This window comes from Ferrimicrobium sp. (assembly GCF_027364955.1).
Lineage (GTDB): Bacteria > Actinomycetota > Acidimicrobiia > Acidimicrobiales > Acidimicrobiaceae > Ferrimicrobium.
Genome location: NZ_DAHXOI010000010.1, coordinates 35,552 through 57,520, shown reverse-complemented (window position 1 = coordinate 57,520; position 21,969 = coordinate 35,552). Strand labels below are relative to the sequence as shown.

Below are 21,969 nucleotides of genomic sequence, written 5' to 3'. Positions count from 1 at the left end.
GCTACGGCTTAAACGCCGACTTCAACTTCGAGAAGATACCATGCTCATGGTGACCGAGGACCTGTTCGCCACGCAACTCTGCGAGCTGACGAAGCAACCCCTCCTCCTCTTCGCTGAGCTCTTTTGGCATCTGCACATCCATCGCTACAATCAAGTCACCACGACCGCGACCTCGACCTGAGAGGACAGGAACTCCCTTGCCCTTGAGGTGCACCGTGGCCCCCGGCTGCGTACCTGGGGCGACCTCGATCGTCTCGGGTCCATCGAGGCTTTCGAAGTCCACCTGCGCACCGAGCGCCGCCTGCACGTAGGAGAGCGGTAGCTGCATCCACAGATCATTGCCCTGTCGTTCAAATCTCTGCGAGGGCGCGACGTTGACATGCACATAGAGACTCCCTGGCTGACCACCTCGCGGCGCAGCGGCACCCTTACCAGTGAGACGGAGCACAAGACCGTTATCAGCGCCTGGCGGCACCTCGATCGTGAAGTGACGTTCAAGGGTTTTGCGACCCTCACCACGGCAGTCAGGACAGAGATCGGTGATCACCTTGCCCTCACCATGACAGACGTCACAGGTCATGGTTGTCACCATCCGACCGAGGAATGACTGCGTCACCCGCTTGACTGAACCACTCCCCTGGCACTGAGCACAGACCGTTGGAGAGGTACCCACCTTCGCACCTGATCCACTACAGGTCGGGCACGTGGTCGGCATCTTTAAGGAGATCTCCTTCTGGCAGCCGAAGACGGCCTCCTCGAAGGCGAGATTGACCGCCGTCTCCATGTCCTCGCCACGGCGCGGACCTGGCGCCTCCTGGCCACCAAACCCTTGGCCAAAGACCGTCTGGAAGATATCGGTGAAGTTTGGTTGGAATGGGCCACCACCAAAGGGATCGCTGCCCGCCCCACCGGAGGAGCCATAGAGATCGTACTGGCGACGCTTCTCAGGATCGCTCAGCGTGTCGTAGGCCTCGGTTACAAGCTTGAAGCGGTTCTCGGCGTCCTTATCGCCGCCGTTCACATCCGGATGTAGCTGCCGAGCCAGCTTCCGATACGAACGCTTGATATCCTCGGCAGTTGCGCTGCGTGCAACGCCCAATACCTCGTAGTAGTCGACCACGTTCCTCCTTATCGCACCGCACGCGCGACTTGCGCACTCAGTGCCTCAACCGCCGCTAGTGCTCGCGAGTAATCCATCCGAGTAGGTCCAATCAATCCGATAGAGCCTACGAGTTCGCCATCGATCTCACAGGGTGCCACCACGAGCGAACACTCATTGAGTGCCTCAACTCCGCCTTCATCACCGATGCTGACCATGCTGCCGGTCTCGATCAACGTACGGATCAGGTCCACAACATGCACATCGTGTTCAAGCGTCTCAAGTACTCTCGCAACCTGATCGAGCTGTTCGAGAGCGGCAGCCGTCTTCGAAAGCTCACGTACGCGCAGTCCAACCTCTTCGCGTACCCGCAGTTCGCGTAGCGCTGCAGCTACTTCGCGGGTGACGGTGGTGACCAACGGTGCTTGGTCGTCCAACAGTGGGACCACACCAGCAGTACTCGCGTCCGGGCCGGAAACCGTGTCGAGGTCGATGAGTGCGCTCATGTCGGTACCCACCAACGTCGCCGACAGGCGCGCACTGACGTGACTCGCTACCTCGTCACTCACCTCAACGCTGGGGTGCACCGTCGTGCGTTCGACCGTGCCCTTGGACCCCACCACCACTACCAACAACGTATCTGGACCAAGGCAGAGCACCTGAATCGCCTTATAATCCTCCGTCGACACAGCCCACGTCGTCATCACTGCGGTGTAGTTGGTCTGCTGTGACAAGAAGGTCAGTGACCGCTCAAGCACATCCTCAAGTGCGCCCTTTGCCGTACGCAAAAAGTCAGCGACGTCATGTTCAATCTTGGCCAACTCAACAGGATCGAAACGCAGAAGCCGATCAACAAAATAACGATACCCACGGATCGAGGGGATACGTCCTGCGGAGACATGCGGTTGGGTTAAATAGCCCTCTCGTTCCAGATTGGCCATCTGGGAGCGTACCGATGCCGGTGACAGGTCGAGTTCAGCTGACTCCAGGACGTGCTGGGACCCCACTGGAGAAGCAGTACGAATGTACTCAACAATGACCGCGAGAAGAATCGCCTCTTTGCGTGCGCCTAGTGACTGATCAACCATAACCGAGAACCTGACCTCAACAAAATCTTTGACTACGCTATCCCACTGGATTACCCCACTAGGTGCTGTCGCACTCAGTGGCTTGTTCTATAGTCTAGCTTTCAACAGACCCGGGTTGGTTTTTTGCCCGTAACTGCACGAATCGGGCGCATCGGGCGCGCTACATCGCAAGGGTGGCCGCTTCTGTTACATTCCATTCTGTGCCGCATGCCACTCTGTGCCGTAGGCGAGGGAACATCGACACGTTACCGATACGCCGCGAAGCACTGACTAGAGAGGGTCGAACCAATAGAGCCGTGAACAGGCCCTACCACGGTCAGGTGGTTCATTCGACTCGGTGACCGAGAGGTTAACCCACTTGAGATCCCCAGCAACCGCCACCAAACAATGGCAATATGCCAGAACAGAAACGAGTCCAAGCAACGGAGCAAACCACTGACCGACACCGGACCATTCCGACACCGACAGGCTCGGCCCTAGGACGAATTCGATCCACGAAAGAACTGTCTCGCACCGCCACGACGATACCACCGTGGACCGGCCTCAACTCCCAATAGAGAAGCGGTAGCTGCTAATCCTTGGCGTGGGCCAACTGGGCCATGAGACGCGACTTACGGCGCGCCGCCTGATTCTTATGAATCACACCCTGAGATGCGGCCTTGTCGAGGCGCTTCAGTGCGAGGCGCACGGATGCATCATCCTGGGTGGTGACGGCATTCTTGACACGGGTCTTGAGCTCTGAACGCACTGCCTTGTTTCGCTCGCGCCGACGCTCATTCTGACCAATGCGCTTGATCTGACTCTTAATATTTGCCAAGGTTGACTCTCCCAGTTGCGTTCACCGCTTAAAAATCCGATCTCCCAGCATAGCATCAGGTCATGACTGGACGCGCCGTGGGCCTAAGCTTACCTGCGCATGCTGGACCAATCTCACATCCGTAACATCTCAATCATCGCCCATATCGATCATGGCAAATCGACCCTCTCTGATAGGATTCTGGAGCTCACCAAAGCCGTGGACCCTCGACTGATGCGCGAACAGTACCTCGACTCGATGGATATCGAGCGTGAGCGCGGCATCACCATCAAAGCACAGAACGCTAGCGTTGAGTGGGGGGGCCACCGGATCAATCTGATCGACACACCTGGGCACGTCGATTTTGGCTATGAGGTGAGTCGATCCCTTGCCGCCTGCGAAGGCGTCGTCTTGTTGGTGGACGCCTCTCAAGGCATCGAGGCCCAAACCCTAGCAAACTGCTATCTAGCCCTCGAACACGACCTCGAGATCGTGGCCGTACTCAACAAGATTGATCTCCCAGCCGCCGAACCCGATCTGTATGCCAGTGAGATCGAGAACGTGCTTGGTATCGATCGCACCAGTATTCTGCGCATCTCAGCCAAGACCGGTCAAGGTGTGGCCGAGCTCCTTGACGCCGTCATCGAACGGGTACCACCACCAACCGGGGATCGTGATGCCCCACTCCAGGCGCTCATCTTTGACTCGCTCTACGATCAATATCGAGGGGTCGTTAGCTCCCTCAGGGTCATGAACGGAGTGATTCGCTCCCACGACCGTGTCACCTTCATGCAAGCCCAGCGCAGCCACGACGTCGAGGAGATCGGGGCACGCCGTCCAGTCATGACACCGGTCGCTGAACTCGGTCCCGGCGAGGTCGGTTACCTGATCGCGGGGATCAAAGACGTTGGGGAGGCACGTTCGGGTGAGACGATCACCCAAGCGCATCGGCCAGCACAAGCCCCACTACCAGGCTATGAACACCCAAAGCCGATGGTGTTCTGTGGCCTCTACCCGATCGACGGTGACGAGTTTGAGGAGCTGAGGGACTCCCTTGACAAGCTCATGCTCAACGATGCCAGCTTCACTTTCGAACCGGAGACATCAGCCGCCCTTGGCTTCGGTTTCCGTTGCGGCTTTCTTGGACTCCTCCATATGGAGATCGTTCGTGAACGTCTGGAGCGCGAGTTCGGCCTCTCGTTAATCGCTACAACGCCAAGTGTGGGCTATCGCGTACTTGACACCAAGGGTGAGCTCCTCGAGGTCGCCAATCCATCCGCGATGCCAGCAGCGAACCTCATCACCGAGATCGCAGAACCCATGCTGAAGGTCAACATCATCACACCGGCCACGTACATCGGTACCATCATGGAACTTGCCCAGTCAAAACGGGGTGAGCTGGTAAAGATGGATTACCTCTCTCCCGAGCGGGTCGAGATCAACTATCGCCTGCCATTAGCGGAGATCGTGATCGACTTCTTCGATACGTTAAAGAGCAGAACAAAGGGATACGCCTCGCTCGACTACGAGCCCGATGGGTATCAGCCGGCCAACCTGACCAAACTCGATATCCTCATCGCTGGTGAACCAGTCGATGCGTTTTCTACCATCATCCACCGTGACAAAGCCTATGACTATGGGCGTCGGCTGGTTGCCAAACTGCGTGAACTCATTCCACGTCAGTCATTCGATGTTCCGATACAGGCCGCTATCGGCACCAAGGTCATCGCGCGAGAGACGGTCAAGGCCTATCGCAAAGACGTTATCGCCAAGTGCTATGGGGGTGATATCACCCGTAAACGCAAACTCCTTGAGAAACAGAAGGAGGGCAAGCGTCGTATGAAATCAGTCGGTCGCGTCGAGATCCCACAGGAGGCGTTCGTCTCCGCGCTCAGCATCGGAAGCTAGCGCATCGATCGTCGCTACCGATCCGGCCCGGCGCGCGATGACCACGGCCACCCACCACAACATCGCAAAGGCACTAGACTAGTGACGTGGTTTTTCCCAAATCCCAGCGCAGCCAGGCGAATTGCCAGGGTCGTTCGACACTGAGTCGTTCGACACTGACAAGCCGTATCGGAGTGACCGCCCTGGTATTAGTCTCCATTCTGCTTGCCCTGACAATAGGTAGCCTGTGGCTCGGGATACCGCTCGCCATCGCTGTGACGGTGTTCGTGATCAAAAAGCGCAGTTGCCTGTACCACCTACCACCGCCGCCCCCAAACGATTGACCCACGACAAGTAGCCCACCACCGCTCATTCGAACGCCTCCTGTGCTACGCCCCACAGGTAACGCACCAACACTGCATCACCCAAACATTTGGGTAGCACCATCTCTCGGAAGGCAACCACAGTCGCGGTAAAGCCTTCTCGCTTACCAGGCCACCGCTATCTGCGACTTCGCCGTAACTTTGGGCCACTCACCATCGTTTGGCGGGTCCTCACCCGCGAGCAGCATCATCGGCAAGACGGCCCCTGCCTGGCATCAACCCCGCCAAGAGGAGACAATGTAGTGCCGGTCGCCAACCGCCCAGATCTCCATAGGCTCACCAGTCGGCACGGTAGTGAAGAACCCGCATCAGGAGTATCCTCGTGCACGTCCCAGCGCTGAATTCGTCGGAAGCGGCATTGGTGGAGCGTGCAGAGCACGGTGCTCTGCATCCAAACCACACAACAGCCGAATGCTCGTCCAGGTCGCATTGCTAGCCCAATGCACGGCAAGGTAATGTGCACAAAGTAAAGGACCTTTGGCCCTGGCAACCATTTTGAAGACACACTATAATCAACTTATCGTGAGCGTAGACGCGGTAGTAAGGCTTATGGGATAGGAGTACAATCATGAAACTGACGAAAACGATTCTAGGACTAACAAGTGTTGCAGCATTGACAGCTGGCACTACAGCAGCGGCGACGATTCTTGGTTTTGGAGCCCAGGCTTATGCTAGTACTCCAAGCTTCACACTTACCTGTCCCGACATTCCGGTGGCTGGTACCGTTCCATTCACGGCAACCCTCGTAGGTACAGCTACTCCCAGTACCGCAAGCAAAGGTTCGACCGTCTCACTGAATGGACTTACCCTCGATGTAACCGTTCCAAAGAATTTGGTAGAGCTTGGAGTACAGTTCAAACTCAAGACACTTCCTCTTTCGTTCGTCATCCCGGTGGTGACAACAAGTGGATCGCCATCCACTATTGATGAGACCTTCGCCGGCAATCTCCCCATACCAGCAACCCCTGCGTCGGTCTCCATCTCGTTACCTGCATCACCATCGACTGCCACTACCACCGCCACCGCACCCGGAACCTTGGCCTTCTCCGTTCCAACAACCGGGGTGCAGTTCACTGTCGAAAACACCATTAAGAGTTCCTGCACCGTACCACAGGCCGAGACCATCGCTAGCACGACGGTGACCTCACCGAGTCCAACGACTCCACCGTCATCATCGAGCACCCCACCGTCATCAACGAGTACCCCCTCACCGACACGCTTGGTCACCGGACCTCCACAAGCCCCGGGCGGCTCACCCCTTCTGCCGATCGGCATAGGGGTGGCAAGCCTAGGCGTCGCAGGTTTGGTCGTCCTCCGAGCCAAGAGGGTCGTGGGGAGGGCAGACGCTCGGTCTGACTCCTAGCAGCACCAACGCTAGGGCTAAGCAATGACGAAGTCACTCTAGCTTCTGGGTCACTCCTGCCAACAGCGAGCGTCCTGCCATGCGCGGGACGCTGTGGTGATCGGCACGGACGCCTACTGAGGTCGAGAGCGGTCACTAGCCTGGGCTGGGATCGTGATCGTTTCGCAGCGTTTTACGCTCGATTAACGATGCCAAGCTGCTTGCAGTCAGTTGAGGTGCCGACCGTTGGTGCCCTCCTCCTCGCATACCCCGCCGAGCTCAGCCAGAACAACTCGAGCTCTTCAAACCTCGATGCGACCACGAGAGCGCACTGCTCACGCTCAATATATTGGAGTGCTTGGTCGCAAACCATCATCTCTTAAGACTACCCTGCCGCGTTGGCAGCATACACAATTGAACCCACATGATGGGAGCTCACCTCGAAACACAGGCCAGTCTATTACCACCTCTACCTAACAAGTAATTCCTCACCAGCGTACGACTACTGCTAACCTCATAGGTTGGATGTGCTAAGTACATGCCACTGCGGGGCTAATATTATGACCTAAACACACACATCAATAGCCTCATCAATTACAAGCTAACCATAGACAGTTCAGAAGCAGGCGAGACCCATTACTACTTGGCCCAAGACGAGTATCAATCTCGACTGAAACAAATATTTCTCGCGTATATGATTATATATTTGAAAGTATCCAGGTGTAGTATTATTTATATTCAGTGGATGATTGGAGATTTCTGTGAACGCAGGAGATACCGCATGGCTCTTGGCCAGTGCTGCGCTAGTGATGTTCATGACGGTGGGGCTAGCCTTCTTTTACGGAGGTCTAGAACCTCAACGAAACGTCCTACACATGTTAATGATGAACTTCTTTTCCATCTCCCTGGTGACCGTCTCATGGGTGAGCATAGGGTTTAGCCTCGCCTTCGGCCCTGACATGGGCCATGGCTTCATCGGCGATCTGCATTATGCCTTCTTGATGCACATGGGCGGAGTCTGGCCTGGCACGCATGTACCCAAGCTCGCCTTTATGGCGTTCCAGTTGATGTTTGCGATCATCACGCCAGCATTGGTCAGTGGTGCTATCGCTGGACGCGTGAAGTTCAGTTCTTGGGTCGCCTTCGTCCTCGCTTGGAGTATCGTCGTCTACCCTCTCCTTGCACACTGGCTTTTTGACTCAAGTGGTTGGCTTTATCGACTGGGCGCACGAGACTTCGCCGGTGGCGCGGTAGTACACGCGAGTGCTGGTACCGCCGCCCTGATCTTCGTCTTGATGTTAGGCCCAAGAATCAAGCAGTCCCGTGCGACCTATGCACCACATTCAGTCCCCTTGGTGCTCCTCGGTGCAGGTATCCTTTGGTTCGGCTGGTTTGGCTTTAATGCGGGGTCGGCTCTCGGCTCCGGCCAGCTTGCCGCAAACGCCTTCGTGGCCACTCAGCTGGCAGCAGCCAGTGCAAGTATTCTCTGGGCGTTCATGGAGCGAGCCGTTACCGGTCGGGTCACGGTCATCGGGATCGCCACCGGTGGCGTGGTAGGTCTCGCCACCATCACACCAGCGTCCGGCTTTGTAGGCCCAATGCCAGCGCTGCTCATCGGCGCCCTTGCAGGGGTCGTGAGCTTCTCGGCGGCTCGCCTCTTGCTGCGTTGGAAGCGATTCGATGACGCCTTTGGCGTAGTCGCGTGCCATGGAGTAGGTGGATCCTTCGGCATGCTGCTCGTTGGCATCTTTGCGGATTATCGCTCCAACCCCGCCGGTTTAGTAAGAACAAACGGCTCGCATATCAACGGATTGATCTTCGGGCACTGGGCCTCCCTCGGAGATCAGGCAATCGCTGTTATCGCTGTTATCGCGTTTACTGCTGTGGTAACGTTCGTCATACTGATCGTGATCAAGGCAGCGAACGGCCTTCGAGTCCCTGAGGTCGAGGAGGTTGGCGCAACCGGCTTGAACTCCCTGTTTGACCAGGTGGCCTATGAGTCTGAGCCCGCTCCTGCGAACAACTGACGATGTCATAAGATACTCGCAATCAAGGAGAGACCGAAGCCACCCTAGCGCCACTTCACCTCGGATGGAAAACCTTTCTACATGCCTACTGCAGACAGGTGTCTCAGGAAACGTTCGATATTAGAACGCACCAGGAGAGCATCCTAAAGGTGACCTCGGAGTAGAAGACTGACAAGCTATCGCAGCGGCCGACGCGATGCACCGTTCAGATCGCGATCTGTCGGCACCTCCCAGCTTGCCAACTCGCACCCAGGAAATCAACATCACTCATGCTCTCCGGCCGCCTGAAGTATGGTCAGAGCAACCATCCTGGCGCGGTCTTGGGTTGTCGCAAAACTGGAAAACAATGCAGGCTCCTCGCACTCGAACACACGTGAACAAGCGAGTGGTGAAGTCTATGACCATCATTAAAAAGCTGCATTGCGATCCTTGCGGACCGAACGCTCCTTCAAACCTTGATCGAACCACCGCGTCAAGAAAATGCGCTACGGCCCCAGAAGCAACAGTCAACATGCACCCGACAAGCACAAGTCGCAGGCCGCATTACCTCTGCCGAATCATCGCCATAAACTCTCAACGACTCCAAACAGACAGCGCGCCAACCAGGCACAATGAGTCCCGCTTGACAAAGTACACCCAATAGAGTTAGAGTTGCTCTAATTCCATCCTAGGGTTGTGTGCCGAGGGGATGAGGTCGTGGTGCTCCCGAGTGGGAGCACAGGGTTGGTGCCCCTCCCCTAGGACGGCCGAAACCATCCTAGGGTTGTGTGCCGAGGGGATGAGGTCTTTCATTGGGCCAGCACGCTCGTTCGTGCGCTATGGTGTTGAGCAACCGACTTGTCCTGTCGTCTCCAGCCATCGATGACCACCTGCAGTTCATTCACGCTGTTCATCACCTTGGTCATCAGTTCGTCGGTTCCACGGAGCGCACGCAATTCATTGACACTCCGAGCTACCGCAGCAGCCAACTCTGGTCGGATACCAATCGTGGCACCAACTTCCGAGGGAAGAATTTCGCCAGCCACGAGAACCGCCTTAGCCAACCCAGCCGCGTCAATATCGGGCCAAGTCGCCACACTCAGGTCGTGTACAAACCCGAAGAGACCATCGCCGTGACTCTTCATGGCACATTGCGCAACTACCCTCAACCCTCTCTGCACAACCAGAGCTTCGAGACGATCCAGCGAATGCCCAGGGTCAAATCCATAGGTCATGAGAACCGCTACCTGGGTCGCGGCACCAACGGGTAGCTGACCAACTAGCCTCTCCGTCGCCGGGCTCGCATGCTGCCCGCCGACGACCAGACCATCCACCCAAGTAGCCAGCACCAAAAGATCAAAATCTGCCACCATGTCCGAGCTAACCTGATCAACTGGAACCGCAACAATCTCATTCGTTACTGAACTCAACAGATCGGCAAGCCTCAACGCCAATGCTCGCGTCGTACCCCCGGGCGAGTCAATGCTGATGAGCACTCTCGGTGGACGTAGTCGCCCTACCACCGACGGGGCGAGCCTCGAGGAGCGATCCAACAGGCTCCTACCCAACTTACGTCCTTGGGCCATCGCCTCGACGACCGTCGAGGGTCCAATCAAGGAATCTCCAACCACGTAGATATGATCCTTCAAGGCTATCTGTGCCCGAGCCCGAGCATGTTCTCGGCCGACGGATAGATCACCGACGGCCATCCGTCGAGAGACATCATTGGCGAGACCGTTAAAGATGCCACTGGCCACCCAATGGCGATCCTTAATAATTGGAACCTCTTTGCGAACTGGCAGCGACGGAAACGTGGCTAATAGATCGGGTTCAATGCGATAACCGAGGGCTGCAACGACCTCATCTACCTCCATGACCCGGAAGACCTTATCCGTCACCTTGGGACGCTGTTGCCGATCTTCCTGTACCGTGGCCACCAAGGTCGCCGCGATACGACCATTCGCCAACGGTCGAAGACTGGCTACCGTCACCGAGAACAGGACTTCAACGCCCTCGTGTTCCGCCTCCCCAAGTTCATCCGGGCGGACAAGCGAGAACCGACGATCCATCCAGTCAACACAGGTCGCCGAGCCGCCAAGGCGACGGGTCATGCGAGCGACATCCATGGCGGTATTACCAGCACCTACGACGAGGACATTCTTTGGACCCGTCAGTTCCACAGGATCATCTGAGTGATCCATGATGGTATGGTAGGCGCGATCAAGAAAATCATTGGCCTCGGTCACGTGCACGTTCTCTTTACCTGCTGCGGTGATGGGCAACGGAGCGTTCGCACCTTGTGCGATGATAACCGCGTCGAATGAGCGCGTCAGATCCTCAAGAACCTCTAACGACACCCGCGTGTTGGGGACGACCTCGACGCCAAGGTCTTCGAGTTGCGAAGCTACGCGTGACACCACCGCATTAGGCAGGGTAAACTCGGGAATTCCAGAGCGCAACAGACCACCGATCTCGGCGCCAGCCTCAAAGATGGTGACTTGACCCCCACCTCTTGCGACGACGTCGGCGACACCGATGCCTGCAGGTCCTCCACCAATGACCGCGACCGAGAGCCCCACTGGCTCCGCCTTCGTCGATACTGGCGTACTCCGATCCGCTAGATAGCGCTCGATCTCATGAATCGCAACCGGCATGTCACCCGCGAGTGCGAACGAACAGGCACCCTCGCATTGGGTTCCAGTATCACAGACCCGCGAACAGATCTCCGGCATCGACGATGTCGCCGCGAGCACCGCCCGGGCACCATCGAAGTCGAGGTTGCGGGCTGCCGCAATAAACGCAGGGATGTCATTATGGGTTGGGCAGCCACGAACACACGTCGCATCCGGGCAGTTCAAGCAACGGCTCGCCTCTGCGATCAGCTCATCATCATTCAAGAAGCCCACACGAACTTCATGCAAATCCGCTCGAACATCTTCTGGCTCAAACAGATGCGCCGGAACTCGTGCGTCCACCCGAACCGCTCCCTCGACGTGAATCGCAGAGAAGGGGCAGGTACGCTCGCATTGGCGACAGGCAACACATACCGACCCATCGACATCGACCGTGTAGGTGAACTCGTCCAGGCTGATCGCCTCGACTGGGCATCGCACGAGGCACTCCTGACACCCGGAACACCGATCCTTCAAAACCGTAACTTTTGGAAATTCGCTTATTGTCATGTCAATCACCCCTAAGACGCCGCATGCATAATGATGTACAACCAACCGGCAACCCCACCGAGAGCCACCATGAGCGTGACCGCTGCAACCTTCGCCCCTACCACATGTTGGGTCAGTGGAGCGAGATCGCGGCGAAAGATCTTGAGCACTGCGTAGATACTTCCGATGATGCCAATCGCCATCACCACCAACTGCACATCGACGATCGCCGGGTTGGAGATCAGGTGATAGTTCACCAGCGACCACTTTGAGGTGTTCACGCCAAAGATCTGCACAATGGCTGGTATCAGTCGTGGAACGTGCTTAAAGAACTTCGGTAGCTGTCGGGCAAAATAATCCATGCCAACAATCGGGATCAGCGCGTACGATAGCGGAAGGAAGACCTGGCGGAATGGATTCACCTTCTCCATGAAGTTGCCTTCTGCATGAACCCCTCGGGCAGGATCAAGGAAGAGCATCTGATAGCCCTTGAAGAGTGCCGCCGTGAGCACCGCACCAAGGACGATGATCACCAAATAGTCGATCGGATTTGGATAGTGGTTCCACCCCGTCATCCGGTTGAGATAGTTATCAAGACTGGTATAGACGTTGGTAGCGTTGACCTGCTGGAACAGGACCAACCCCCACAGCAAGGCGACAGCCCAGGCGATGTCAGCACGACGACGCTTCGGCGCAATGACCGAGGTGAGTGGGCTCTGTAGATAGAAGCCTACGTTATTTGAGGGGCAAGCTTTGTAGCACTCCGTGCAAAGTCCACAGGCGGCATTCGACTCGGCAGAGCCTGGCCAGGTATACCATGGACATCCATAGCCAGAGCTACCACCCCGCATGCAGTCCTTCGTGGTGCAGGCAAGACAGACCGCCCGATCGTTGGTTCGGAAACCAGCCACTGACCCCATCGAACCAACCGAACCGATCAGGGCAGACAGTGGGCAGAAGTAGCGGCAGAAGGTGCGGCGTTCGAAGACCAGATAGAAGGTCACCGCTGAGACCACGATACCGAGCACCATCCATGAGGTGTCGCGCGGTGTCCCTGGTCCAGCGATGTTGAAGTACTCCTCTAGAAAGGTGAGGAAGACAAAGGTTCCCACTGAGAGGGTAAAGCCCCACTGGGCCCAACTCTCAGGAAGCTTGCGGCCAAGGCCGAGCGGTTTCTGCAGGCGCTTAAAGAACGTTCGCCGTTGGATCCACTCGGCAAAACCACCAAAGGGACACATCGAACACCAGGCACGACCGATCACGGCCATCATCACAAAGACGAGACAGAACCAGAGATACCAGGTGATAGCCGTTGCAAAGTTGATCCCTGGATCGGCAACACCAAGGAACCCGAGGAAGATCACCAGCCAGAAGATGATCTGGTTCGGGATGATCATCAAAAACTGCGTGGCCCGCTTGGAGAGAATCCGGGCGATTACGGGGTGACTCGCCACATTGGCCGATTTCGATGGATCCGTCGCCTTGAAGCGATCCTCACTCGCCACCACTGGTATGTGAAGACGCTTCGAGATCACATCATCAGTTACCAATTTTACTTTTGTCGGTTCGACTTTTGTCACCGCTTCCCTCCTCAGCACACTTGCTCAACACAATCCGTACTAATCATTAGCGTCGGACTAATGGTTAGTGTAGTTGAGTGATTTTACTTTGTCAAGTCGAAGGGTAACCTTTAGCTATGAACTTATCGATGTCACGCCGCAGCGACTATTGCGTACGAGCAGCGCTCTATCTCGCAAGGACTGCGGAGCGCACCGAGGCGACGAAGGTCAAAGAGATCGTGGCAGAGATGGGGATACCCGCCAGCTTTGCCTCTCAGATCCTCGCCGACTTGGTACGCACCGATATCGCAACGTCCAAACCTGGACGCGACGGCGGTTATCGGCTAAAACGAGATCCCGGATCGATCACCCTCCTCGAGCTCGTCGAGGCTGGTGAGGGTCCGCTTCGCGCCGATCACTGCGCGCTTGGCAATGGACCCTGTCGATGGGATACCGTCTGCCCACTGCATGCCAGCTGGCAGTCGACCGTCGCCGCCGTACGCGAACAGCTCACCACGATCACCCTCGCCACGATTGTTGAGGAAGACATCCGTCTTGAAGGCAAACACGAGGAACCCGTCGATGGTCACCGTTTCTTCCATAGCATCGAAGCAGAGGACTCTAGCTTTGTCGAACTACCACTTCCTAGGCTCGAAGAGTCACTTGGACACCTTCGCGACCAGCAACTCCTCGAGGAACTACGCGACCCGCTCCACAGTATTGAATCCATCGGCACTACGAATCTCGCAATGGCCTATCTCCTCGAAGGTGGGCGGCGGCTCATCCTTGAGCTGATCAGCTCCGGTGAAGAGACCATACGCCTTGAGCTCAATCTCGAGCCTATCGCGATCGACCCCCAACGAGTGGAGCTCAAAGGACACGCCAAGATCCGTACCAATAGATCGATCGATCCTGCTCCACTGGTCCGCCTCATCCTCAACAGAACCGCTCGGCTCCTTGAGACCGTAGCGGCCGAGCACTGACGCTCCGGGGAACGATTCACCGAGTCCTCGCGTTAGCACTCGCATATGACCTGTGCTCTCTGGCTCCGTGGCGATCTCCGACTCTCCGATCACGCTGGTTTTGCGTTGATGTCCCAACAAACCGAGCCTTGGGTCGCGTTTTTCAACCTGGACCCATCGCTTGCACACGCACTGACACCCCACAAGCGTACGTACCTCATGTCAGCACTGGGAGACCTCGACGAACGCCTCAGCGGAGGACTGAGTCTGCTGTCTGTCGACCCCGTAACGGCATTACCGGGGATCTTCGCAAGGTACGGCATCGACACCGTCTACACCCATGGCTCGGTCGGTCCCGGCATGCGACGCCAACTCAACCGTGCCGCCAAGGCCTTTCGCAACCAAGGCATCACCTTGGAGGCGCTCGATACCGCCTACGCTGTGCCCCCGGGCACCCTACGAGTGCAGGGCCCATCAGCATCCGATGCGCCAGTGGCACAGGGTTATCGTGTCTATACTCCCTTCTATCGAGCCTGGCGCCCACTGGCACTTGGAACCGAACCCATCGAGGCTCCTCTCACCATCCCCCCCGAACGGATCACTCGCGACTTTACACTCGGCACACCCACCGAGGCTGGGGGTGAACGTGTCGCTCATGCCGATCTCGAGCGTTTCCTCCATGAACGACGCACTCGCTACCGATCAGATCGAGACTTTCCCGATCGGGCGGCCACCTCGGCTCTGAGCACGCATCTGCACTTTGGCACCCTGCATCCACGCACGATTATCGCCGCCCTTGGTCCAGATGATGAGAAGTTTCTCGCCGAACTCGCCTGGAGGGAGTTCTACGCCGATGTGCTCCATCACCATCCAAGCGCGACAACGACGGAGCTCGATCCTCGCTTTCGATCGATGCAATGGAGACAGGACGATGACGAACCTGAGCTCCTGGCGGCCTGGAAACAGGGGCGAACCGGCTACCCGCTGGTCGATGCGGGGATGCGGGAGTTGCGCGCAACCCATCTGATGCATAACCGTGTCCGCATGGTCACCGCCTCCTTCTTGATCAAGGATCTCCACTTTGACTGGCGCATCGGCGCCCGTTACTTCGAGGAACAACTCCTCGACGGCGATCTCGCCTCTAACCGGATGAACTGGCAGTGGGTTGCCGGCACAGGGACAGATGCTGCCCCGTATTTTCGTGTCTTCAATCCGATACTGCAATCGAAAAAGTTTGACCCCGATGGTAACTACATTAGACGGTGGGTGCCAGAGCTGGCTGGACTCAGTGCAGATGCGATCCACGCTCCGTTCGAGCATCTCGATCCGACCAGCATCGACTACGCCACCCCAATCGTTGACCATCGCATCGAGCGCCAAATCACCTTGGCACGCTATGAGGTAGCGAAACGATCGGACTGACCCAACTCGCCACAGCGAATGAATCCAGACAGGAACCTGCGTGCGTCACCACTAATTTAGTAAGCATATATACTATCTGCATGATTGAGATCACTGGCGCAAGTGTCAACGCAAAGGCACAACCCTCAGCCATCTTCGCCCGTTGGGTGGATCATGCAACCTGGGCAGAATGGGACACCGATACCGAGTGGGTGCGTCTCATGGGTCCAGTGGCGACGGGAACCCGTGGGGTGATGAAGTCAAAAGGCGCACCAAAAACGAAGTTCGTCATCAGCGCCTGTATCCCCGATCACGAGTACGCTGACACGACGAAGCTCTTTGGTGCAACACTTGTCTTTGCGCACTGGGTTGAGCCCGATGAGGACAATCGTGGCTCTCGACTCGACGTCGCCGTCACGATCGAGGGACCACTCGCCTTTGTGTGGGCAAGGATCCTCGGTCCTGGATTCAAGAGATCGGTGGGAGCAAGCCTTGACCGGCTCGTAGCGCTTGTCGAGGCACCATGAACGCCTGGCTCGGGGTGGTCTCCGCCGAGCATGTGCGACGGGGCGTAGGCGCTGGCATCGCACAGATCGGACATGGCAAGCGTGCGGGACTGGCGAGGATGGCCGAAGGTGACATCCTGGTGTACTACTCACCCACCAAGCGTCTGGGCGATCCGGTGAAGCTGCAACACTTCACCGCTCTTGGAACGGTCGCTAACAGCGAGATATGGCAAGCCGATGAGGGCGACTTCAAACCCTATCGTCGCCGCATACGGTACGAGTCCATACGTCCACTCCCCCTCCAAGAGGTCAGCTCGCTCCTGGATCTGACCGCGGATGCCCATTGGGGCTACCAGCTCCGTCGTGGTCTCGTCCCACTCACACCGCACGACCGCGAGCTCCTCTGGCAACGGATGGTGATCAGCTGATGGGAACGAATCGTGGGCAATAACACCCCGCACAAGCGAAGGCTAGCGAGCAACTTCTCAACTGATCAAGAGAGCCCTGGCCTTGGTCTTTGGCGACTCAGCAACACCTGGCAAGCCCACCAGCGACGAGCCCTTGTGCCCTTTGGTCTCACCCACGTCCAGTTTGTCCTCCTCGCATCGCTCGTTTGGCTGGAAGGAGATACGCCGATTACCCAAAACCAACTCGCACACTTCGCCCACGTCGATCCGATGATGACCTCTCAGGTCCTTCGCGCATTAGAGAAGAAGGGGCTGCTCCGCCGCGAGCGTCATCCAGGTGATGCACGAGCCAGAGCGCTGATCGCCACGCCGGAGGGAGTCGCGGTAGCGAACCGCGCCAATAGTGCGGTCGAGGAGGCGGATGCCACCTTCTTCGCAGCGCTCACCGTCGACGAACGTGTCTTTTTCACACAGATACTCGCACGCCTCAATGAAGAGGCACCGCGAAGCGCACCCGAGCCAGGAACCCAACGCCACTGACGACCGTCCACGCCCCCGCCTCAAGGAGGGTTGGGCGAAAACGAACGAGAACCACCGCGAAGGCACCGTTCACGCCCCGACAAACAGCCGGGTGATACGTGCAACGAGCAGTTCAAGAACGGTGTCGGGATCGAGCATGGATGCACCGCGCAGATCCCGGGCCGCATCGGCGAGCCAGCCAACGATCAATCCGACTGATCGGTAGTTGAGACGTCTGGCAGCGTTCAGCATGTTGCGCAGGGCAAAGTCGGGCGGTTTGCGTGCGCCTACCGCGTCAAGGGCCGCCTTGGCCTGCTCAATACTGCGCACCCCTGGCGACACCAACACTGCGATGTCGAGGTAGCGGCGCTGTAGCACCGTGATAAGGAGCTGCGGGGCCTTCTCTGCGGCGAGGAGCCGCTCCAGCGTGCCCATCGCTTTCCCGACATCACCGCGTTCGATCGCGTCGGTCAAATTCCAGAGTGGGACCTCTCGCGCCTGACCGAGATAGGGGCGAACGTCCTCGACGTCAAAGCTCGTGTTGGGGCGCTGGAGCCCTGCCAGCACTTGAGCCAGCGGATTGACCTGTGAGAGGTCGACACCTGCGTGTTCGGTGACGAGCGCCAGTGCCTGGTTCGTCAAACGAACGCCAGCTGCCTGGAAAACTGAGCCGATGAAGCTGCGTCGTTCGGCCTCCTTGGTGACGGAGAGCTCCACCTTCTCGATCACTGGATCCTGCAGGCTGCTCAGAGCCTTCGGCAATCGCTTGTCGGTGCTGTAGAGCGTGACGATATGCTCCTTGGCCATCGCGGCAAAGCCCTCCGCAAGGAAGGGCGCGTCCTCGGCCTTCACAACCTCGAAGGAGCGAACGAGGATCCGAAACCGGTTGACGAACATCGGCACCTGCGACAGCATGCCGACAAGGTCAGCGATCTCATCTTCTCGCAAATCAAAGACCCTGAGTTCCTCGCTGGCGGGATCAAAGCAGTTCATCTCCTGGACGATACGCTCCTCGAGAACGATCGGGTCGGCCGCGACCACCAGAGCTATCGTACGCGCCGCCACCTAAGACTCGAGCGAGGTCGCATGGATACGGTCCCCGCGGAGCGCGGCGATGGTATCGAGGGCCTTCACGGTGCCGAGGACATCATGCACTCGAAAGATCGATGCCCCCTGAATCATGGCAAAACTTGCCGCTGCGATCGAGGCCAGCCGCCGCTGACCAATCTCGAGGCCAAGCGCTTCGCCGAGGAAGCCCTTATTGGAGGCGGAGATCAACACCGGGTATCCCGTCGCAACAAGTTCCTTCGTTTCTCTGAGGAGAACGAGCGACTGCGTGGTCGTCTTGCCGAGGTCGAACCCTGCATCGATGACGATTGAGGTGGGATCCACACCGTCTGCGAGTGCCTGTTCGACCCGCCGACTCAGGAAATCGCGCACATCTGTGACGAGGTCATCATAGATCGGATTCGGATCGGGCACCCGGGGTTTGAGACGAATATGGGTAGCCACGACTCCTGCTCCATGGCGTGCGGCGATCTTCGTATACTCTCGATCGCCGAATCCGGAGATGTCATTGCCTAGATGGGCACCCGCCGTCAGCACCGCATCGAGCACCTCTGATCTCCAGGTATCCACCGAGATCGCAACGTCGAGCCTGCTAGCTATAGCCTCGACCGCTGGCACCACCCGCTCAAGCTCTGCCTCGAGGGTGATCTCCTCACCAGGGCCTGCCTTCACGCCACCGATGTCGAGAATATCGGCACCCGCAGCGACAAGGCTATCAGCCTTGTCGAGAAAACGATCGAACGCAAAGTAGCTGCCCTTGTCATAGAAGGAGTCGGTCGTTCGGTTCAAGATACCCATGACGATCGGTCGAGCGAGATCAAGGGAACGATCTCTGAGACGCAAACGGTCCAACAGGGGCCTCGCTAAAAGAGTCGAGAGGTAAAACGTCGCCGATACTGGCTGATCCTGGCATCACCGTCGGGCAGTAAATTGAGCAGATCTAGGAAACGTTGGCGCGCATCCTCATCGTTCTTGACCGCCTCAAGGAGCTCATCGAGCTCTCTGGTGATCTCGTCCTCACTCAGCCCAGCATCGCCCTCCTTGGCGAGTCGGATCTTGGCCTTGAGCTTTGCGATCTCTGGGGTCTCTGGGAACCGAGCGAGAATGACCTCCGCTTCGTCGAGTTCCCCTCGATCAGCCAAGAGCTTGGAGAGCGAGAAGCCGGCGACCTCATTGGCTGGTTCAAGCTCAAGGGCTTGCCTGAGCGCTGGCTCATTCCCCTCCTCGATCAGGACATCGACCACCGTCTTGGCCGGTGCAAGCTTGGCAACAAACTCGCGAACCGCAGACTCTGGGTAGGCACCCACAAAGCTATCGACGATCTTGCCATCCTTGATTGCAAAGACCGCTGGGATACCTTGGACCTTGAAGGCTTGGGCAGAGGCGGGGTTATCGTCGACGTTGATCTTGACGAGCTCAACCTTGCCGTCGGTCTCAGCGACCACCTTCTCGATGATCGGGCTCAGGGTTCTACACGGTCCACACCAGGGTGCCCAGAGATCGACCACCACCGGTCGTTCCTTGGAGGCCTCAATCACATCCTGCTCAAAGGTAGCATCAGTTACGTCCATAGCCATGGATTCTATTCGGAATGCAACGGCTCTCAAGGTCATGACCTTCCGGGAGGAGCAGAATCGGGTACCATGAGACCATGGCCACACATGACAGTCCCCTCCCCGACGAGGCACAGGAGTGGATCCGACAGAACGCAAATCTCACAGGCCACCTTGAGGCCCAACTGTGCCCAGGGGGACGCTCCAATCTCACCTACCGCGTGCACGACGCCAATGGGCATGCCGTTATTGTGCGACGCCCACCACAAGGCATGGTACTCCCCACCGCCCACGATATGGCGAGGGAATTCCGTTTCCTCTCGGCTCTGGCTCCGCTCGACTTTCCAGTCCCCACACCTATCGCCTTCTGTAATGACTCATCCTTGCTTGGGGCACCCTTCTACCTGATGAGCGAGGCCCAAGGGTTGATCCTTCGCAACCAGGAGGGTGCACAACACCTTACCGTTGCAACGCGAGCAGCGATTGGACCAAACCTGATCGCCACCCTTGCACTACTCCACTCCTACGATCCAACGGCACTGGGGCTGACGGGAGGGGGCGATCCTCGGGAGTATCTCACGCGCCAAATCGACCGATGGCTCCGACAGGTCACAAAGGTCACCACGTTCGCCCCGAGAGTGACGGAGACGGTGACCCGGGTGGGTGCTGATCTCCTCGAACAGCTACCGGCGACCACCCAGGTCGGTATCGTTCATGGCGACTTTCGACTCGATAACGTCGTGGTCAACTCCGATGGGACGATACAGGCCGTGCTCGATTGGGAGATCGCCTCTATCGGCGACCCGCTCGCCGACATCGGCATCTTTGGGGTCTACTGGATGGACGCCGACGACACTCGCATGAACGGCATCAACAGTGCGACCAAGCTTGAGGGTTTCGCCTCCAGGGTGGAGCTTTATGCGCTCTATGGGGAACTTCGACGGATCGATCCCGCACGTATTAGCTACTATCAACACTTTGGGAGCTGGAAGCTGGCTTGCATCCTCATCGGCGTCGTTGAGCGTTACCGCATGGGTGCCACAGGGGGAGATAGCTCTAGTGTCGACGGCTATCCAGCACTCATCGACGAACTGCTTGGGGCGGCCCAGCTCAGCCGATGACCAACGAAACCCAGCTCCCCCAGCCTTTCGCTGCCGCAAGAGGCCTACCGGCGAGGTACTGAACTGGTTCACCACCCGACACCTCGTTGGCAATACCCACTATTTCCTTGGTTTACCAAGCGGACTCTCGACTGACCTCTGCCGTTCAGTGCATCGGGATCCAGCCAACCTCGCGGTCAGCGGATGAGTGTGGTCGCCTGGTGCGGCCAACGACATTTATTTGGTAACGATCGGTGACATCTTCGTTCACGATCGTGATAGAGCCTCCCACTGTTCCCCCTGACCGACTCCAAAATACGACTCCGACCCGACGTGCCGCCTCGACCTCATCCACGCTGATGTCTTCCTCGATGAGACTCGTCTCCACAAGGGAGACGATTGTTGCAAGGTCAGCCTTGGTCTCCACTGACCATGACTGTTGCGCGTGTCCATCGCTGCCGCTGCCACCACCACCGCGAGCCATCGTCACCTGTGGCGAGCGCATCAGTGCGCTCAATTGCGGGAGCTCCAGCATCTCGGGATGACGACGGCCGTCTCCGAGTTCCATCTCGATCATGCGCCGGTTCATTGTCCGCACCAACGATCTGGTCATCTCGCCCTCGGGGTAGAGAGTCACATCCCATCCTCGGCCCAGCTCCAGTGATGCGAAGCGGAGCTGGATCGTTCCTTCCTCCAACGGCAATTTTCGAAAGTGCGGTACCTTCGAACTGGTGATCTCCTCCATTCCTTCTCGCTGGAGCACAGATCGATACATCGCCGCCAGTTCTTGCACCCCCTGAGCGGAAAGACAGGTCACCACGATGTGTTCCTCTTCGTCCTCTAAGCGCTGATAGCGCGAGAGCACCTCAAGAGCATCATGGGGAAGCGGTAGTGGCACTCCCAGGTTTGGGACGGCCATGTAGCGGAGCGTTTCCTCACGCATCCCCCGGCCCCGCGCACCAAACATCGCCTCGACCGCTGTAATAGGTACCAACTGCTCGCTTGGAGTGTGACGGCTCATCGATTCCCCACCTTTCGCCGCTACTACCCTATCAGAGACAACCCTTACTGACAATACCATGTCGAAATATTTCTCATGTCTCGCATCCCTCGTGGTCGGTTGAGTTATTCA

General features: G+C 57.6%; 18 protein-coding genes. 8 read left to right on the top strand and 10 right to left on the bottom strand.

From position 1 onward, the window contains the following. Position 1 precedes the first annotated feature (1 nt). The 3 genes from dnaJ to rpsT all read right to left on the bottom strand — a co-directional run bounded on the left by dnaJ (position 2) and on the right by rpsT (position 3,004). Positions 2 to 1,120: a molecular chaperone DnaJ gene (dnaJ, locus tag M7Q83_RS08300; RefSeq protein ID WP_298337297.1), complete on the bottom strand. Its 1,119-nt coding sequence runs from the start codon at positions 1,118 to 1,120 to the stop codon at positions 2 to 4. Between the two features lie 8 nt (positions 1,121 to 1,128). Further along, a complete protein-coding gene (gene hrcA, locus M7Q83_RS08295; RefSeq protein WP_298337295.1) occupies positions 1,129 to 2,187 on the bottom strand; it encodes a heat-inducible transcriptional repressor HrcA in 1,059 nt (352 codons plus the stop codon). A 571-nt stretch (positions 2,188 to 2,758) separates the two neighbouring features. Next, a complete protein-coding gene (rpsT, locus tag M7Q83_RS08290) occupies positions 2,759 to 3,004 on the bottom strand; it encodes a 30S ribosomal protein S20 (protein ID WP_298337292.1) in 246 nt (81 codons plus the stop codon). Between the two features lie 99 nt (positions 3,005 to 3,103). Between rpsT and lepA the strand changes: the two genes are divergently transcribed. Beyond that, entirely contained in the window at positions 3,104 to 4,891 is a 1,788-nt protein-coding gene (gene lepA / locus M7Q83_RS08285; RefSeq protein ID WP_298337290.1) for a translation elongation factor 4, read from the top strand. A gap of 1,028 nt (positions 4,892 to 5,919) precedes the next feature. Here lepA and M7Q83_RS08280 read toward each other — a convergent pair. Continuing rightward, on the bottom strand, positions 5,920 to 6,480 hold the full coding sequence (locus M7Q83_RS08280; protein ID WP_298337288.1) for a hypothetical protein: 561 nt from the start codon (positions 6,478 to 6,480) through the stop codon (positions 5,920 to 5,922). Between the two features lie 876 nt (positions 6,481 to 7,356). Between M7Q83_RS08280 and M7Q83_RS08275 the strand changes: the two genes are divergently transcribed. Beyond that, on the top strand, positions 7,357 to 8,622 hold the full coding sequence (locus M7Q83_RS08275; RefSeq protein WP_298337285.1) for an ammonium transporter: 1,266 nt from the start codon (positions 7,357 to 7,359) through the stop codon (positions 8,620 to 8,622). A 788-nt stretch (positions 8,623 to 9,410) separates the two neighbouring features. On the opposite strand, the gene M7Q83_RS08270 is transcribed toward M7Q83_RS08275, so the two are convergent. Then, complete coding sequence (locus M7Q83_RS08270; protein ID WP_298337282.1) at positions 9,411 to 11,783, bottom strand: FAD-dependent oxidoreductase; 2,373 nt, start codon at positions 11,781 to 11,783, stop codon at positions 9,411 to 9,413. 11 nt (positions 11,784 to 11,794) lie between these two features. After that, complete coding sequence (locus M7Q83_RS08265) at positions 11,795 to 13,342, bottom strand: 4Fe-4S binding protein (RefSeq protein ID WP_298337280.1); 1,548 nt, start codon at positions 13,340 to 13,342, stop codon at positions 11,795 to 11,797. Between the two features lie 116 nt (positions 13,343 to 13,458). Here M7Q83_RS08265 and M7Q83_RS08260 point away from each other — a divergent pair, with 116 nt between their 5' ends. The 5 genes from M7Q83_RS08260 to M7Q83_RS08240 all read left to right on the top strand — a co-directional run bounded on the left by M7Q83_RS08260 (position 13,459) and on the right by M7Q83_RS08240 (position 17,137). After that, on the top strand, positions 13,459 to 14,304 hold the full coding sequence (locus tag M7Q83_RS08260; protein WP_298337277.1) for an Rrf2 family transcriptional regulator: 846 nt from the start codon (positions 13,459 to 13,461) through the stop codon (positions 14,302 to 14,304). Positions 14,305 to 14,349: 45 nt separating this feature from the next. Beyond that, complete coding sequence (locus M7Q83_RS08255; RefSeq protein ID WP_298337274.1) at positions 14,350 to 15,705, top strand: deoxyribodipyrimidine photo-lyase; 1,356 nt, start codon at positions 14,350 to 14,352, stop codon at positions 15,703 to 15,705. A gap of 80 nt (positions 15,706 to 15,785) precedes the next feature. Continuing rightward, entirely contained in the window at positions 15,786 to 16,211 is a 426-nt protein-coding gene (locus M7Q83_RS08250) for an SRPBCC family protein (RefSeq protein WP_298337271.1), read from the top strand. Continuing rightward, the gene (locus M7Q83_RS08245; protein ID WP_298337268.1) at positions 16,208 to 16,618 is read left to right on the top strand and encodes an EVE domain-containing protein; all 411 of its coding nucleotides are present in this window, start codon (positions 16,208 to 16,210) and stop codon (positions 16,616 to 16,618) included. Before M7Q83_RS08250 ends, M7Q83_RS08245 begins: the two co-directional genes overlap by 4 nt. A gap of 12 nt (positions 16,619 to 16,630) precedes the next feature. Further along, on the top strand, positions 16,631 to 17,137 hold the full coding sequence (locus tag M7Q83_RS08240) for a MarR family transcriptional regulator (protein WP_298337265.1): 507 nt from the start codon (positions 16,631 to 16,633) through the stop codon (positions 17,135 to 17,137). Between the two features lie 69 nt (positions 17,138 to 17,206). Here M7Q83_RS08240 and holA read toward each other — a convergent pair whose 3' ends face one another. The 3 genes from holA to trxA are packed head-to-tail and all read right to left on the bottom strand — an operon-like array spanning position 17,207 to position 19,755. Continuing rightward, positions 17,207 to 18,157: a DNA polymerase III subunit delta gene (holA, locus tag M7Q83_RS08235; protein ID WP_298337262.1), complete on the bottom strand. Its 951-nt coding sequence runs from the start codon at positions 18,155 to 18,157 to the stop codon at positions 17,207 to 17,209. Positions 18,158 to 18,181: 24 nt separating this feature from the next. Further along, positions 18,182 to 19,036 carry a dihydropteroate synthase gene (folP, locus tag M7Q83_RS08230; RefSeq protein ID WP_298337259.1) on the bottom strand — a complete coding sequence of 285 codons (855 nt, stop codon included), beginning with the start codon at positions 19,034 to 19,036 and terminating at the stop codon, positions 18,182 to 18,184. Positions 19,037 to 19,047: 11 nt separating this feature from the next. After that, on the bottom strand, positions 19,048 to 19,755 hold the full coding sequence (gene trxA / locus M7Q83_RS08225; protein WP_298337256.1) for a thioredoxin: 708 nt from the start codon (positions 19,753 to 19,755) through the stop codon (positions 19,048 to 19,050). An 80-nt stretch (positions 19,756 to 19,835) separates the two neighbouring features. Here trxA and M7Q83_RS08220 point away from each other — a divergent pair, with 80 nt between their 5' ends. Next, on the top strand, positions 19,836 to 20,858 hold the full coding sequence (locus M7Q83_RS08220; protein ID WP_298337253.1) for a phosphotransferase family protein: 1,023 nt from the start codon (positions 19,836 to 19,838) through the stop codon (positions 20,856 to 20,858). Between the two features lie 145 nt (positions 20,859 to 21,003). Here the strand turns inward: M7Q83_RS08220 and M7Q83_RS08215 are convergent, their stop codons facing one another. Then, on the bottom strand, positions 21,004 to 21,858 hold the full coding sequence (locus M7Q83_RS08215) for a hypothetical protein (protein ID WP_298337250.1): 855 nt from the start codon (positions 21,856 to 21,858) through the stop codon (positions 21,004 to 21,006). Between the last annotated feature and the right edge of the window lie 111 nt (positions 21,859 to 21,969).

What these genes read in the sequence shown, in the direction of transcription:
- trxA (WP_298337256.1), bottom strand. Translation starts at nt 19,755, where the DNA reads ATGGACGTAACTGATGCTACCTTTGAGCAGGATGTGATTGAGGCCTCC.
- lepA (WP_298337290.1), top strand. Translation starts at nt 3,104, where the DNA reads ATGCTGGACCAATCTCACATCCGTAACATCTCAATCATCGCCCATATC.
- M7Q83_RS08215 (WP_298337250.1), bottom strand. Translation starts at nt 21,858, where the DNA reads ATGAGCCGTCACACTCCAAGCGAGCAGTTGGTACCTATTACAGCGGTC.
- M7Q83_RS08270 (WP_298337282.1), bottom strand. Translation starts at nt 11,783, where the DNA reads ATGACAATAAGCGAATTTCCAAAAGTTACGGTTTTGAAGGATCGGTGT.
- M7Q83_RS08245 (WP_298337268.1), top strand. Translation starts at nt 16,208, where the DNA reads ATGAACGCCTGGCTCGGGGTGGTCTCCGCCGAGCATGTGCGACGGGGC.
- hrcA (WP_298337295.1), bottom strand. Translation starts at nt 2,187, where the DNA reads ATGGTTGATCAGTCACTAGGCGCACGCAAAGAGGCGATTCTTCTCGCG.
- M7Q83_RS08260 (WP_298337277.1), top strand. Translation starts at nt 13,459, where the DNA reads ATGAACTTATCGATGTCACGCCGCAGCGACTATTGCGTACGAGCAGCG.
- M7Q83_RS08220 (WP_298337253.1), top strand. Translation starts at nt 19,836, where the DNA reads ATGGCCACACATGACAGTCCCCTCCCCGACGAGGCACAGGAGTGGATC.
- M7Q83_RS08250 (WP_298337271.1), top strand. Translation starts at nt 15,786, where the DNA reads ATGATTGAGATCACTGGCGCAAGTGTCAACGCAAAGGCACAACCCTCA.
- M7Q83_RS08255 (WP_298337274.1), top strand. Translation starts at nt 14,350, where the DNA reads ATGACCTGTGCTCTCTGGCTCCGTGGCGATCTCCGACTCTCCGATCAC.